The organism is Streptomyces sp. NPDC041068 (assembly GCF_040647455.1).
GTDB lineage: Bacteria > Actinomycetota > Actinomycetes > Streptomycetales > Streptomycetaceae > Streptomyces.
In genome coordinates this window covers 223,916-238,211 of the sequence record NZ_JBEZCG010000016.1, presented here as the reverse complement: position 1 = coordinate 238,211, position 14,296 = coordinate 223,916, and the positions used below count along the sequence as shown (strand labels likewise).

12 protein-coding genes are annotated in these 14,296 nt (G+C 72.1%); 3 read left to right on the top strand and 9 right to left on the bottom strand.

The window, feature by feature from the left end:
- Positions 1–26: 26 nt before the first annotated feature.
- The 5 genes from AB0B50_RS33180 to AB0B50_RS33160 form a co-directional block, all read right to left on the bottom strand.
- The gene (locus AB0B50_RS33180; protein WP_362339512.1) at positions 27–1,046 is read right to left on the bottom strand and encodes a nucleoside triphosphate pyrophosphohydrolase; all 1,020 of its coding nucleotides are present in this window, start codon (positions 1,044–1,046) and stop codon (positions 27–29) included.
- 111 nt (positions 1,047–1,157) lie between these two features.
- Complete coding sequence (locus AB0B50_RS33175; RefSeq protein ID WP_362339511.1) at positions 1,158–1,826, bottom strand: SurA N-terminal domain-containing protein; 669 nt, start codon at positions 1,824–1,826, stop codon at positions 1,158–1,160.
- Between the two features lie 202 nt (positions 1,827–2,028).
- Positions 2,029–3,552 (bottom strand): serine/threonine-protein kinase, encoded by a 1,524-nt coding sequence (locus AB0B50_RS33170; RefSeq protein ID WP_362339544.1) that lies wholly within the window; start codon positions 3,550–3,552, stop codon positions 2,029–2,031.
- Between the two features lie 47 nt (positions 3,553–3,599).
- Entirely contained in the window at positions 3,600–4,235 is a 636-nt protein-coding gene (locus AB0B50_RS33165) for a hypothetical protein (RefSeq protein WP_362339510.1), read from the bottom strand.
- A 100-nt stretch (positions 4,236–4,335) separates the two neighbouring features.
- Positions 4,336–6,471 (bottom strand): N-6 DNA methylase, encoded by a 2,136-nt coding sequence (locus AB0B50_RS33160; protein WP_362339509.1) that lies wholly within the window; start codon positions 6,469–6,471, stop codon positions 4,336–4,338.
- Between the two features lie 175 nt (positions 6,472–6,646).
- Between AB0B50_RS33160 and AB0B50_RS33155 the strand changes: the two genes are divergently transcribed.
- Positions 6,647–7,441: a hypothetical protein gene (locus AB0B50_RS33155; protein ID WP_362339508.1), complete on the top strand. Its 795-nt coding sequence runs from the start codon at positions 6,647–6,649 to the stop codon at positions 7,439–7,441.
- A gap of 7 nt (positions 7,442–7,448) precedes the next feature.
- Here AB0B50_RS33155 and AB0B50_RS33150 read toward each other — a convergent pair whose 3' ends face one another.
- The 3 genes from AB0B50_RS33150 to AB0B50_RS33140 form a co-directional block, all read right to left on the bottom strand.
- Positions 7,449–8,198, bottom strand: coding sequence for an N-acetyltransferase (locus AB0B50_RS33150; RefSeq protein ID WP_362339507.1), 750 nt, complete (start codon positions 8,196–8,198; stop codon positions 7,449–7,451).
- 121 nt (positions 8,199–8,319) lie between these two features.
- Complete coding sequence (locus AB0B50_RS33145; protein ID WP_362339543.1) at positions 8,320–8,991, bottom strand: HNH endonuclease family protein; 672 nt, start codon at positions 8,989–8,991, stop codon at positions 8,320–8,322.
- Positions 8,992–9,053: 62 nt separating this feature from the next.
- Positions 9,054–9,755 (bottom strand): MOSC N-terminal beta barrel domain-containing protein, encoded by a 702-nt coding sequence (locus AB0B50_RS33140; protein ID WP_362339506.1) that lies wholly within the window; start codon positions 9,753–9,755, stop codon positions 9,054–9,056.
- Positions 9,756–9,905: 150 nt separating this feature from the next.
- Here AB0B50_RS33140 and AB0B50_RS33135 point away from each other — a divergent pair, with 150 nt between their 5' ends.
- On the top strand, positions 9,906–10,091 hold the full coding sequence (locus AB0B50_RS33135) for an antitoxin (protein WP_362339505.1): 186 nt from the start codon (positions 9,906–9,908) through the stop codon (positions 10,089–10,091).
- A 134-nt stretch (positions 10,092–10,225) separates the two neighbouring features.
- Positions 10,226–10,666 (top strand): nuclear transport factor 2 family protein, encoded by a 441-nt coding sequence (locus tag AB0B50_RS33130; RefSeq protein ID WP_362339504.1) that lies wholly within the window; start codon positions 10,226–10,228, stop codon positions 10,664–10,666.
- Between the two features lie 6 nt (positions 10,667–10,672).
- On the opposite strand, the gene mfd is transcribed toward AB0B50_RS33130, so the two are convergent.
- The gene (gene mfd, locus AB0B50_RS33125; RefSeq protein WP_362339503.1) at positions 10,673–14,203 is read right to left on the bottom strand and encodes a transcription-repair coupling factor; all 3,531 of its coding nucleotides are present in this window, start codon (positions 14,201–14,203) and stop codon (positions 10,673–10,675) included.
- Between the last annotated feature and the right edge of the window lie 93 nt (positions 14,204–14,296).

Sequence of the window (14,296 nt, the reverse complement as noted above, 5' to 3'; positions counted from 1 at the left end):
TCACGCCACCTTGGGGAGCAACCGTACTAAGCCCCCGCGCCCTCGGCCGAAAGCACCGCGTCCCGATAGGCCCGCGCGGCCGCGCGGAGTGCCGCCTCCGGGTCCACGCCCTCCGCCTCGGCCCGCAGGGCCGAGGCGAGCAGTTCGTATCCCACGCCCTCCCCCGTCGGCACCGCCACCTCAAGCCCCGCCGTCCGCACCCGTGACCCCAGCTTCGCGGCGAGGGCAAGGGCGGGCTGGCCGAGCGGGATGCCCTCCGTGACCGACGTGCGCCGCTTCTCCTCGGCCTTGGTGCGCAGCCAGTGCGCCTTCACGTCCTCGGGGGTCTGCGCCGAGTCGTCCCCGAAGACGTGCGGGTGGCGGTGGATGAGCTTTTCGACGATGCCGCCCGCCACGTCGTCGATGGAGAAGGGCTCGTCCTCGTCGCCGGGGCCGCCCTCCTCGGCGATCCTCGCGTGGAAGACGACCTGGAGCAGGACGTCGCCGAGCTCCTCGCGCAGCTCCTTCCTGTCGCCCTCCTCGATCGCCTCGACCAGTTCGTACGCCTCTTCGAGCGCGTACTTCGCGAGGCCCTTGTGGGTCTGCTGCGAGGTCCAGGGACACTCGTCGCGGATTTGATCCATGACCTGGACCAGGTCGAGCAGGCGGGCGCCCGGCAGGTCGTACGAGGCGGGGAGGAGTTCCAAGTCCGGCATGGCCACGCGGCCCGAGCCCGCGAGGCGGGCGAGCCCGTCCGTGAGCGCGCGGTCGCCCTCGGCCGTGGCGACGACCAGTACCGTGCGCCCGCCCGCGCAGGCGTCCACCAGTTCCTGGGCGGTGGGGGCCGCCTGCTCGACACGCACGCCCGCCTCGCGCAGATACGGCAGCTGGGGGTGCGTGGCGTCGGCGCACAGCACCTCGTCCGCGCCGTGCAGCGCCTGCCAGGCCGGCCAGGACAGCAGGCCGGGCGCGACGCGATGGCTGGTGGTCAGCAGGATGACGCGACCGACGGCCCCCTCGGAGGGGTCGGTGGCGTCGGCCGGGGGCGTGGTCTCGGTGTCGTTCACCTGTCGAACGTAACCCGGCGCACTGACATTGCCGCCACCGTCACCCGGCCCACCGACAGAGCCGCCACCGTCACCCGGCCCCGCCGCACCCGCCGGTCGCCGCGACGCCCGCTACGCCTGCTGCTCCTGCGCCGCCGCCCCGGAGTCACTGACCTCGCGCACCCACGGCGTCTTGCTGTCCGCCCGCTTGTTCTTGTCGACGTCCCACGTGCCGTACCGCGGGTTGAGGTCGATGTCGAGCTTCTTGGAGGCGGCGGAAAGGGCCTTCCAGAAGAGCGCCTGGCCCTGGGGGGAGTTCATGTCCGCGCCCAGCCTCTTCGCGAGCTTCTGCGCCTCGATCTCCGTACGCAGGCTGTCGTCGAGGCGGGCAGGAGCGACGCTGTACTGCTGCAGCCAGCCCTGCTCCAGGGCCTTGCGGCCGCCCGCCTGCTGCTCCAGGCCGGCCCGCATGGTCTGGATGTCGCGGCGCGTCACGCTCACCCCTGCGTCGGTGGCCGCGCGGTGCAGGACCTCGTCCAGGACCATCGTGTGCAGCGTGCTGCGGGTGAGGGTGCCGGACTTGGCGATGGCCTGGGAGTACTGCGCGTCGTCGGGGATGGCGGCCCGCTGCGCGTCCCGCACCTCGTTCACCCGGCTCTCCAGCTGCGCGACCGTGATGCGGTCGCCGCCGACGACGGCCGCGGCACCGGGGTGCGCCTTGCTGCCGCAGGCGGTGAGGAGGGGGGCCGCGGCGATCGTGGCGGCGGAGAGGATGAGCGCGGTGCGACGATGGCGGTGCAAGGAAGCCTCCCGTTGGAGATTGTGCAAATCACTGTGGCGCGCAAGCGCCTCCACCTGGGGTGGTGGTGGGCGACGGGCGGGCGCACAAAGTCTTGCGGTGATCGATGGTAGGCAGTGGCCGTCTTCTCGGCCAGCCATTCGACACCTATTCGACCAACGATTTCGCGGGAGTTGGGGTACCCCCGGCCCCGCCGAACGAGCGCTAGCCGCGCACTTGTCCGAGCCACTGCAGGGTGCGCCGGATCTCCTCGGGGAAGGGATGGCCGGGGCCGTGCAGCCGCTCCGCGTCGTGCAGGAGGCGGACCAGGGTGTCGTGGGCGGCGGCCCGGTCGCCGAGGGCGAGCAGCAGGTGGCCGATGCGGCGGCGGATCTCCAGGGGCTGCTGGCGGTCGTCCGTCGCGTAGTGGTTCTCGTAATAAGGGAGCAGCGCGCGGTATTCGGCGAGGGCCGCGGCCGGTTCGCCGAGCTGCTCCAGGCACTGCGCGGCCTCGTACCTGAACTGGAGCGAGTGCGGGTCGGCCTGGCCCGACTCGGCGGCGCGCTCGTCGGCGAGGCGCCGCAGCTCGGGCAGGGCGCGGCGGTACTGGCCGTCGTCCATGAGCGTGGCGGCGTACTGCTTGCGCAGGGTGCGGACGACCGGCGAGTGCTCGCCGTGCTTGGCGGCGGCGGCCGGCAGGATCGCGCCGAGGATGTCCACGGCCTGGGTGATGCGGCCCTCGCCGAGCAGCCGCTTGACGTCGTCGACGGCGCGGGCGACGTCCTGCTGGGGCGGTGAACTCGGCGGCTGCGTCGGCATGTCGGGGGCGGGCGCGGGCGTCGCCGCGCGGTCCGGCCACGGGGCGTGCGGGCGCAGGAAGGGACGCGTGGGGTCGAGCGGGCGGCCCGAGGGGATACCGCGGGCGGGCAGCAGCGGTGCCAGCTCCTCGTAGACCTCCTGGGCGCTGGAGTGGCGGTGCTGGGGGTCCTTGGCGAGCAGCCGCAGAACGAGGGACTCCAGGGCCTCCGGCACCTCGGGGCGCAGGCGGCGGACCGGGAGCGGCGGTTCGTAGAGGTGGCGGTGGAGGACGCCGAGGGCGGTGGATCCGGAGAACGGCACGTCGCCGCTGAGGAGTTCGTGCATCAGCACGCCGAGGGCGTAGAGGTCGGTGTACGGGCCGACCGCGCCGCCCATCGCCTGCTCGGGCGCCATGTACGCGGGGCTGCCGATCGGCGATCCGGTGTGGGTGAGGCGGGTGGTGTCGGTGTCCATGACCGAGGCGATGCCGAGGTCGAGGACGCAGACCGTGCCGTCCTGCTTGACCATGACGTTCCGCGGCTTGAGGTCGCGGTGCACGATCGGCACGGCGTGCACCGCGGAGAGCACCGCGCACAGCTGGGCGGCGACGGCCACGGCCCACTGCCAGGGGTAGGGATCGTGCTCGGCGAGATGGTCGCCGAGGTCCGCGCCGTCGACGTACTGCATGACGAGGAAGAGCGCCCCGTCCTGGGAGGGCTCGCTGCCCGCGTCGTGCACGGTGACCAGGCCCGGATGGTCGACCTGCGCGGTGACGCGGCACTCGCGCACGAAGCGGCGGCGCAGCTCCTCGGCCTCGGCGCCCGCGACCCGGTCGGGGCGGAGCAGCTTCACGGCGACGCGGCGGTCCAGACGCTGGTCGTACGCCGTCCAGACCTGGCCCATGCCGCCCTGGCCGATGAGGGTGGCGAGTTCGTAGCGCCCGGCGACGATGCGGCCGCCCGTCGCCCCCGTCCCCGGCGACGTCCCCGGTGTCACGGTCAGCTGCCGCCTTCCTGCTTGCGCAGATAGTCACTGAGCTCGTCGAGCTCGGCCCGGACCTGGTTGATGCGGGCGGGAGCGGGACGCGTGGGCGGGGGCGGAGTCTGGTGGGCGTGTGGGGGCGGAGTCTGGTGGCCGTGCGGGGGCGGAGTCTGCTGGGCGGGCGGGGCGGGCTGGAACGGCGGCCGCGTCGGCTGCTGGTGGAGGGGACCGGGTGCGGGAGCGGGCTGCTGCGGGTAGCCGTAGGCGGGCTGCGTCTGCGGCGGTAGGTGACCGGTGAACTGCCGCTGGCGGTACGGGCTGAAGTGACGTATGTCCGCGTACAGGTAATAGGCGAGGGCGGCCACCATCGTGCAGAGCATGATCACCATGCCGGCGTTGCCGGTGCTCTGGAACTCCTCCTCGCCCGGGTCGACGCCGATGAGCACGAGGGCGGTGACGTCGAGTGCCGTCACGAGGCCGAAGAGGACCCAGTCGTACGACTTGCGCGTCACGTAGGCGAGCCGGAGCATCGCGGCCCACGCGAGCAGGCCGCATGTGATCACCGCGAGCACCACGAACAACACGCGCAGCGTCACATGCGTACCCCCTGAAGGAGGCTGCGGTTGCTGCGGCGCGTAGCCGTGGCCGTGCATGGCTGCTCCTGGTGCCTGATGAACGAACGGATGAGGATTCGAGCGTATAGGCCGACCGCCGCGGCCGGTCCCGGGTTGTATCGAACCGTTGTCGTTCGGATCACGCGGAGCCCGGCGGAAGGGTTCCTTCCGTCAGTCCGTCGTGCATGCCCCGCACCAGTCGCTCGCCGAGCAGGGACGCGTGGCGCAAGGCGTCCTCGAAGGCGGCCAGCTGCCGGAAGCGTTCGCTGTAGTCGTGCTGACCTGCGAGGGGGAGGCGGGGCAGCCGCAGGCGGCGGACGTCGAGCCGGGCGGAGGTCGACGCGTAACTGCTCGCCCTGCGGTGACCCGCGGTGCCGCGCAGGAAGCCCGCGAGGAACCACGGGTCGAGGACGGCGGGGTCGGGGCGCAGCAGGGCGAGGCCGCGCCCCAGGGACGCGCCCGCGGTGGCCTCGTCGATCACGCGGGCGACCGCGCCGCCGCCGAGGACGGGGACGACCACATCGCCGATCTCGGTGCGTACGGAGGTGTCGTCCGCCGTGCCTTCGTGGGGAGTTCCGGAGGGGGCACCGCCGGTCAGGACGTCGTGATCGGTGAGGACGGGCAGGCCGCCGCCCGCCGCGCCGCCGGTGTGCAGGGACAGGGCGCCCGCGCGGGCCAGTTCGCCGACGGTGGTCAGCGGGGCGTGCGGCAGGTCGTCGGCGTCGTCCCGCCCGGCCAGGGGCGGAGTGAGGTCGGCGGCCCTGCGCAGCGCCTCGCCCAGGCCCTCGCGCACGGTCGCGAGCTCCGTCGCGCCGCCGCCCGCGGTGGGCGGCGGCAGTCGGCGCGCGGGTGCCAGGTCGACCTCGTCGTCGAGGAGTTCGAGCACCGGCACGCGGCGGGCGATGCCGGGGCGCTCGTCGAACGTGCCGCGGATGTCGAAGGCCCGCCAGACGTCGAGCACGGCGTCCCGCACGGCGGGCCACAGCTGCTTGTCGCGGCCGTCGGCGGCCAGGATCCCCGCCGCCTCCACGAGCAGCAGCTCGGGCGGCGCGGGCCGCGCCGCGGGGGCGGGCCTGCGGAGCACCCAGATGTGCAGGGGCAGGTTGTACGGCGGCGCGACACCGGCCGGCAGGGCGATGACCGCGCGCAGGGCCCCGCGGCGCAGCAGGTCGGCGCGGATGCGGCGGCCCGAGCGGCGGGACGCGGCGGCGGGCGGCATCAGCAGGACGGCGGTGCCGTCGTCGGTGAGGCGGGCCAACGCGTGCTGGACCCAGGCGAGTTCGGACTCGGCGCGGGCCGGGAAGCCGTACTCCCAGCGGGCGTCGTAGGCCAGTTCGTCGTGGCCCCAGTTGCGTTCGTTGAACGGCGGGTGGCAGAGCACGGCGTCGGCCCTGCGGTCGTCGTAGGCGTCGGCGCGCAGGGTGTCGGCGGCCATGGTGCGCACGGTCGCGTCGGAGTGCAGGGCCAGGCGCAGCGCGGTGAGGGCGGCGAGTTCCGGGGAGCTGTCCTGGCCGTACAGGTACTGGTCGGGGCGCGGCGGGACGGCACGGAGCAGGGCGCCGGTGCCGCAGGCGGGGTCGAGGACGGTGCGGGCGGGCGCGGCACTTCCGGCGCCCCCCGAACCCCCGGCACCCCCCGCACTCCCGGTGCACCCCGCGAGCTCGGCGCCCCCCGCGAGCTCGGCCATCAGCTCGGCGGGGCCCGCCGGGGTGAGCGTGTACTGGCGGGGGTTGGCGTCGGTGTGCCGGCCGAGCAGGAATTCGTACGTCTGCTTCGCGCCCAGCTCGGCCGCGAGATCGGCGACGCCGCGCAACAGCGGTACGGAGGGCAGGAGTTCGGCGGGTTCGGGGACGCGGACGGCACGCCTTCGCCGTACGCCGAAGCGCATCGCGACGACCTCGTCGAGCTCGTCGGGCAGGAGCTGCGCCATCCGCTCGTCGGACACGGCACTCAGCGCGAGCCAGGCGGGCGCCCTGTCGCGGACCAGGAGCAGGGCGCACCCGGCGTGCAGCAGAGCGGCGACGGGGCCCGCGGGGTGTCCCGCGAGCTGCTGCCAGACGCGTTCGCGGAGGGGGACCTCGACGAGCTTGCCCTGGGCGCGCAGCCAGCGCTCGACCTCGGCGAGCGCGAAGGAGGGGCTGGTCTCGGTGCCGCCGACGGGGCGGGGGAAGTCGCCGTGTCTGCGCCGCCAGTTGCTGACGGCGGCGCGCCCCACTCCGGCGAGCCGGGCGATCCCGGCGGCGGTGACCTCGGTGGCGTCGTCCGGCGCCGTCATGTGGTTGCTCCCCTCGATCGCGCGGGGTCAGTCGCGCGCGGTCGAGCATACCCAGGGATCAGCGGAACGCACTGCTTCACGGCCGTTAACTCATGATTCACAGATGAACGTGTTGACTCGGTTCACAGACTCCTGCTGTGATGTCTCCATCGAACGACTTCCCTGGGGGATTTCCATGCGTCATCACTTGCGCCTGCGCCGTACCGCGATCGCCGCCGTCTGCCTGGCCACCGCCGCGACCCTCGGCCTCACGGCCTGCGGCTCCGAGACGAAGAAGGACGGGGCCGCGGGCACGTCGGACAAGGGCGGGTCCGCGGCGGCGAAGGAGCCGTTCGCCGGACTGTCCGGCGGCGAGATCGCCGACAAGGCCCTCGACGCGACCTCCGACGCCTCGTCGCTCCGCGTCAAGGGCGAGGTCACCGACGAGGCGTCCGGCCTGCTTCGGATGGACCTGGCCCTCGACACCAAGGGCAGGTGCGCGGGCACGATGGGCACCGCCGAGGAGGGCTCGATCGAGCTGATCATCCCGGGCGACACCGCCTACATGAAGTACGACGAGAAGTTCCTGCGCTCACAGAGCAAGGGCGAACCGGCGGCCGACGTCCAGGCGGGCGTGGACATGATGGCGGACCGCTGGGTGAAGACGAAGGTGACGAGCGCCGACGCGAAGGAGATCGCCGGGTTCTGCGACCTCGACTCCCTGCTCGCCGAGTTCAAGGAAACCGGCTCCGCGGCCCGCAGGGGCGGGACGACCACGGTCGACGGCACCCCCGCGATCGAGCTCACCGAGAGCGACGGCAAGGACAAGTACACGATCTACGTCGCCACGAAGGGCAAGCCGTATCTGCTGAAGGTCGACAAGGCCTCCGGCGGGAAGCCGGAGAGCCTCGCCTTCACCGACTACGACAAGCCGGTCAAGGCGACGGCACCCACCGGTGACGTGCTCGATCTGGACAAGCTCGGCAGCTGACCGCAGGTCACAACGCGTGCCGCACCCACACGTTCGGCTCGACGTACACCGCGTATCCGCGGGCGAGCTCGCAGTGGACCGGCACCAGCGCGCCCGGCACCTCGACGAAACCCTCCTGGTCGAAGGGGAGCCCCGTCCACTCGCGCCACTGCGCGGCCGAGCCGGACACGGTCATGGAGGCGTGCGCGACCTTCTCGATCACGCCGCCCGCCCGTACGTGCACCCGCAGCCACGGGTCGTGCGGCAGGCCGTCCTCGCGGGTGCGGTACGCGTACTCGTCGATCTGCGCGGCCGGTTCGAGGTGCTTGGCGTTGGGGCGCACGGGCGCGACGACCTCGGCGAAGCCGCGGGCGCGCGCGTTGTCCCGCACGGCCGTGAGCATCCGCCCCGAGACGCCCTTGCCCCGCGCCGTCTCGTCGACGGTGATCTCGATGGCGCTGACCGTGTCCGTCTCCTTGCCGTGCCGCAGGTCGGAGAAGGCCCAGAGCAGGACCTGGCCCCAGCCGCCGTCGGGGAGTTCGCCGTCCCCGCGGGCGCGCAGTGCCAGCGGCACGCTGAAGGCGCGGGCGACGACCTTGCCGCCGGCGTCCTCGTCGGTGGCGACCAGGACGTACTCGGGGAGGTCCGCGACGATCCGTCCGATCAGGGACCAGCCGACGGGGTCGTGGAGGATGAACTCGGGCCAGTCCTCGGCCATGCGCCAGAGCGGGCCCGCCAGTTCGGGCCGCTCGGCGAGAGTCGTGATCTTGAGGTTCATGCCGCGCACGGTACGCATCACGCGGGGTGTGCGGTATCGGTTTTCTACGGGTGCGTCGTGGCTGGTCACGCACTTCCCCGCGCCCCCGAAAGGGCCCCTTCGGGCCCCTTGGGGTCCCGGTTCAGCGCGCGTGGAAGCGCGGCGGAGCCATGGTCGGGGCCTGGCCCGACGGCAGCTTCTCGTCGGGGCACGTGGACAGCACCTTCTTCATGGCGTCCCGCTCCGCGCCCGTCACCCACACCCCGTACTTCTTCTTCACCGCGACCTGCCCGGCCACATACGTGCAGCGGTACGCCTTGTTCGGCGGCAGCCAGGTCGCGGTGTCGCCGTCGCCCTTGCTGCGGTTGGGGCCCGCGTCGACCGCGAGGAGGTTGAGCGGATCGTTGGCGAAGGCGATGCGCTTGCTCGGCTCCCACTGGAAGGCGCCCTTCTGCCAGGCGTCCGAGAGGGCGACGAGATGGTCGATGTCGACCTGGCTGCGGCCGCGCCGGAACGTCACGTCCTTGCCGCTGTAGGGGTCGGGGGCGAGCCTCCCGGAGGCGACCTTGCAGTCGCCGCCCTGGAACCTGACGCCCTCGAGGTCCCGCTTGAGGATGTCGTCCCGGGTGGGGCAGCCGTTGGAGTCCGTGTCGGCCCAGGCGCTGCCGAACCGGCCGCGGTCGTAACCGGTCTTGGGCGCGCGGCCCTTGACGGTGAGCGTGTCGACGGCGGCGAGCGCGGAGCCCGCCTTGGCGTCGGGGCCGCCGGCGCCGTTCTCCGCCTTGTCCTTCGTGCCGAACTCGCAGCCGGTCAGGAGCGCGGGGGCGGCGACCAGGGCGAGCAGGGCCGCGGTGGCGCGTGAGGTGGTGCGACGGTTCACCGGGCGACCACCGTGTCGCCGAGGGCGAGGGGCGCGGGCGTCACGATCTCCGTGTGGATCCCGATGCACATGCCGCGGGCGGCGGTGAGGGTCTTCAGGACGCGGTTGTCCACGGCGAGACCGGTCTGGGCCTGGGTGACCATGACACAGCGCTTCACACGCTTGATGACGCGCAGCCGCAGCGCTCCCCCGGCGCCGCCGCCGAGGACGATCTCGCGACCCACCCAGCTCTCCTCGATCCATGGTTCGTCGGTCTCCACGACGATGTTCTTGCGCAGTCTGCGTACGTCGACGGGGTCGGCGTCACCGAGCAGGTCGCCGAGCGCGCGGAGCGAGGCGGTGCCGATGACGGAGACGTCGGAGACGTCCTTGTGGCTCTCCTCGCCCGCGCGGACCAACTCGACGCCCTCGCCGAAGCGTTCGGGGATGCGTGGGTCGCCGGGGCGCAGTGCCGCGCCGTCCGGCGCGGTGACGACGGGCAGGCCGTCATCGTCGTACGTCGCGAGGTGTTCCAGGAGTCCGGGGACGCGGCGGAAGCGGGCGTGGTTCTTGCCGCTGGCCAGCTTGCCGTCGGGGAACCGCAGAGCCCACAGCCTGTCACCGACGACGCCGGTCCCGTCGAACTCCAGCCGGTCGTGCTCCTCGCCGAGCATCGACTTCACCGGAAAACGGTTCAGACCCACGACCTTGAGCGGCACGGCGCTCTCCCTCCCCTGGGCAAACTCTCGCGGCCACCACCGTAGCGACCAAGTGGTCCAGACCATATCTCGCCTCAGCGAGCAAATCGGAAAGACCGGACGTATCGTCGATCGTGAGTCCCCCTCCCACGCCCGCAAGGAGTTCTCCGCATGGGCATCTTCGACAGGTTCAAGGACCAGGCCAAGGACAAGGCCAAGGACATCTCGAACGCCGCGGAAGAAGAGATCAACGAGAAGACCGGCGACAAGTACGCGGACAAGGTCGACAAGGTCCAGCAGCAGGCGCACGAACGCCTGGGCCTCGGCGAGGACAAGCCGGAGGACCAGCAGCAGTAGTTCCCGGCCCCGCGCACACCGTCGATTGCCCCAGGGGCATTACCCCTGGGGTAATCGACCGCTCTCCCCCGACCCGGCAAGCTCATGCACATCGAACGGAGCCCACGCCGGGCCGATCACCAGAGGAGAGCACCATGACTGCCAACTCCCCTTCCGCCACCACGGGTTCCCTCGCCGACGCCACCCGCGCCACCGTCCAGGAGTTCCTCACCGCACGGCTGGCCGGTGACGTCACCCGCATGACCGAGATCTTCGCCGACGACGTCGACTGGCTGCTCGCCGAGAACCCCGTCGTCCCGTGGATCCGCCCGCGCACGACCGGCGCCGAATGCGCCGTCCAGTCCGCGGAGATGGCCGAGTACACGGTCGCCGAGAACTCCGGTGCCACGGTCGACACCTTCCTCGTCGACGGCACCGACGCCGTCCTGATGGGCCGCCTCTGGGGAACCGTCCGCGCCACGGGCAAGTCCTTCGAGGGCCCCTTCGCCCTGCGCCTGACCGCCGAGAACGGCCGCATCACCCGCCACCACCTCTACGAGAACAGCCTGTCGATCGCGGCTGCGTGCACCCCCTGAGGTCCGTCACGACCCCAGGATCGACGCCAGGAACTCCCCCACCCAGCCAAGGAGTTCGCGGCCGACCAGTGGCTTGCCGCCCACCTTCGCCGTCTTCGGGCGGGGCACCAGGACCTGGTTCGCGGCCGGCTTGATGACCGTGCCCGGGTAGAGGCGCTTGAGGCGCAGTTCCTGGGACTCGCGCAGGTCCACCGGGGCGAAGCGGATGTTGTTGCCCTGCAGGACGATCTCGCCGACGCCGCACGCGCGCGCCAGCATCCGCAGGCCCGCCACCAGGAGGAGGTTCTCCACCGGCTCCGGCAACTTGCCGTAGCGGTCGGTGAGTTCCTCGCGCACGGACTTGACGTCCTCCTCCGTGTTCGCGGAGGCGATGGCGCGGTAGGCCTGCAGGCGCAGGCGCTCGCCGGGGGCGTAGTCGTGCGGGACGTGCGCGTCCACCGGGAGCTCGATCTTGACCTCCAGCGGCGGCTCCTCCTCCACGCCGCCCTCCAGGGACGCGCGGTAGTCGGCGACCGCCTCGCCCACCATGCGGACGTAGAGGTCGAAGCCGACGCCCGCGATGTGGCCCGACTGCTCGCCGCCCAGGAGGTTTCCGGCGCCGCGGATCTCCAGGTCCTTCATCGCGACGTACATGCCCGCGCCCATCTCCGTGTGCTGGGCGATCGTCGCGAGGCGCTCGTGGGCCGTCTCCGTGAGCGGCTTCTCCGGCGGGTAGAGGAAGTAGGCGTAACCGCGCTCGCGGCCACGGCCCACCCGGCCGCGCAGCTGGTGGAGCTGGGACAGGCCGAAGTTGTCACCGCGCTCGACGATCAGGGTGTTGGCGTTGGAGATGTCGATGCCCGACTCGACGATCGTCGTCGAGACCAGGACGTCGAACTTCTTCTCCCAGAAGTCCACCACGACCTGCTCCAGGGCCTGTTCGGACATCTGGCCGTGGGCCGTCGCGATGCGCGCCTCCGGGACGATGTCGCGCAGGCGGGCCGCCGCGCGGTCGATCGACTCGACGCGGTTGTGGATGTAGAAGACCTGGCCCTCGCGGAGCAGCTCGCGGCGGATGGCCGCGCCGATCTGCTTCTCCTCGTACGGACCGACGAAGGTCAGGACCGGGTGGCGCTCCTCGGGGGGCGTCGTGATCGTCGACATCTCACGGATGCCGGTCACCGCCATCTCCAGGGTGCGCGGGATCGGCGTCGCGGACATCGTCAGGACGTCCACGTTCGCGCGGAGCTTCTTCAGCTGCTCCTTGTGCTCCACACCGAAGCGCTGCTCCTCGTCGACGATGACCAGGCCCAGGTCCTTGAACTTCGTCTCGGAGGAGAAGAGGCGGTGCGTGCCGATGACGATGTCGACCGAGCCGTCCTTCAGGCCCTCCAGCGTCGCCCTGGACTCGGTGTCGGTCTGGAAGCGGCTCAACGCCCGCACGTTGACCGGGAATTGGGAGTACCGCTCGGAGAACGTACCGAAGTGCTGCTGGACCAGGAGCGTCGTGGGGACCAGGACCGCGACCTGCTTGCCGTCCTGCACCGCCTTGAAGGCCGCGCGGACCGCGATCTCCGTCTTGCCGTAGCCCACGTCGCCGCAGATCAGGCGGTCCATCGGGACCGTCTTCTCCATGTCCTCCTTGACCTCGGCGATCGTGGTGAGCTGGTCGGGCGTCTCCGCGTACGGGAAGGCGTCCTCCAGCTCGCGCTGCCAGGGGGTGTCGGGGGCGAAGCTGTGGCCGGGCGCCGCCATGCGCGCGGAGTACAGCTTGATGAGGTCCGCGGCGATCTCCTTGACCGCCTTCTTCGCGCGCGCCTTCGTCTTCGTCCAGTCGGCGCCGCCCAGGCGGTGCAGGGTCGGTGCCTCGCCGCCCACGTACTTGGTGATCTGCTCCAGCTGGTCGGTGGGGATGTAGAGCCGGTCGCCGGGCTGGCCGCGCTTGGCGGGGGCGTACTCCACGACCAAGTACTCGCGCGTGGCGCCCTGGACGGTGCGCTGCACCATCTCGATGTAGCGGCCCACACCGTGCTGCTCGTGGACGATGTAGTCGCCGGATTCCAGGGTGAGCGGGTCGATCGTCTTGCGGCGGCGGGCCGGCATGCGCTGGCCGTCCTTGCCCGCCGCCTTCTGCCCGGAGAGGTCGGTCTCGGTGAGCACGGCGAGCTTCAGCGAGGGGTCGACGAAGCCGAAGTCGATCGAGCCGCAGGAGACGTGCACGACGGAGGGGGTCAGCTCAGTGAGGTCCGCGTCGAGGCGTGCCGCGATGCCCTCGCCGCCGAGGACCTCGACGGTGCGGGTCGCGGGGCCGTGGCCCTCGGTCACATAGACCGTGCGCCAGCCCTCCGCGAGCCAGCCCTTGGTGTCCGCGAGGGCCTTCGCGGTGTCGCCGCGGTACGTCTCCGGGGCGTGCATGCCGAGCTTGAGGGTGTCGTCGTCAAGATCGACGTCGGCTGCGAAGGGGCTCACCGACCACCACATCATCCCGAGGTCGCTCGCGTGGTCGCGGACGTCCGCGATGCCCCACAGCGACGCCGCGCCCACGTCGATCGGCGCCTCGCCGCCACCGGCCGTCGCCGCCCAGCTTGCCTGCAGGAACTCGTGCGAGGTCGCCACCAGGTCGGCCGCGCGCGTGCGCACCCGCTCCGGATCGCAGACCACCGCCATGGAGCCCTTGGGCAGGACGTCGAGCAGCAGCTCCATGTCGTCCACCAGGACCGGGGCGAGGGACTCCATGCCCTCGACCGCGATGCCCTCCGCGATCTTCCCGAGCAGTTCGCCCAGCTCCGGGTGGGACTCGGCGAGGGCGGCCGCCCTCTCGCGGACCTCGTCGGTGAGCAGCAGCTCACGGCAGGGCGGCGCCCACAGGCCGTGTTCGGCGACTTCGAGGGAGCGCTGGTCGGCGACCTTGAAGTACCGGATCTCCTCGACGTCGTCGCCCCAGAACTCCACGCGGAGCGGGTGCTCCTCGGTCGGCGGGAAAACGTCCAGGATGCCGCCGCGCACGGCGAACTCGCCGCGCTTCTCGACCAGTTCGACACGGGAGTACGCGGCTGCGGCGAGCGCCTCGACCGTCTCGTTCAGGTCAGTGGTCTGCCCCGGGCGCAGGGCCACGGGCTCCAGGTCGCCGAGCCCCTTGACCTGCGGCTGGAGCACCGAGCGGACCGGCGCGACGATCACCGAGACCGGGCCGGTCTCCGGGTCGTCCGTGCTGGGGTGGGCCAGGCGCCGCAGCACCGCGAGACGGCGCCCGACCGTGTCCGAGCGGGGCGAGAGGCGCTCGTGCGGGAGCGTCTCCCAGGAGGGGTACTCGGCGACGCCGTCCGGCGGCAGGATCGTGCGCAGCGCCGCCGCCAGGTCCTCGGCCTCGCGGCCGGTGGCCGTCACGGCGAGGACGGTGCGGCCGGACTCGCGGGCCAGCGCCGCCACGGCGAAGGGCCGGGCCGCGGGCGGGCCGACCAGGTCGACGTGCATGCGGTGGCCGTCGGTCGCGGCCTTGACCGCTTCGGCGAGTGCGGAGTCCTTGACGACAGCGTCGAGCAGACCGTGCAGGCTCATGGAAGGCTTTCCGTCCAGGTACCGGAGTGACCGGGGGTGGGTGGGCAACGCGAGACGCCCGGCACGTCGCACGGGCCGGGGGTCTCCAGCGTA

What these genes read in the sequence shown, in the direction of transcription:
- AB0B50_RS33165 (WP_362339510.1), bottom strand. Translation starts at nt 4,235, where the DNA reads ATGCACGGCCACGGCTACGCGCCGCAGCAACCGCAGCCTCCTTCAGGG.
- AB0B50_RS33160 (WP_362339509.1), bottom strand. Translation starts at nt 6,471, where the DNA reads ATGACGGCGCCGGACGACGCCACCGAGGTCACCGCCGCCGGGATCGCC.
- AB0B50_RS33130 (WP_362339504.1), top strand. Translation starts at nt 10,226, where the DNA reads ATGACTGCCAACTCCCCTTCCGCCACCACGGGTTCCCTCGCCGACGCC.
- AB0B50_RS33155 (WP_362339508.1), top strand. Translation starts at nt 6,647, where the DNA reads ATGCGTCATCACTTGCGCCTGCGCCGTACCGCGATCGCCGCCGTCTGC.
- mfd (WP_362339503.1), bottom strand. Translation starts at nt 14,203, where the DNA reads ATGAGCCTGCACGGTCTGCTCGACGCTGTCGTCAAGGACTCCGCACTC.
- AB0B50_RS33135 (WP_362339505.1), top strand. Translation starts at nt 9,906, where the DNA reads ATGGGCATCTTCGACAGGTTCAAGGACCAGGCCAAGGACAAGGCCAAG.
- AB0B50_RS33150 (WP_362339507.1), bottom strand. Translation starts at nt 8,198, where the DNA reads ATGAACCTCAAGATCACGACTCTCGCCGAGCGGCCCGAACTGGCGGGC.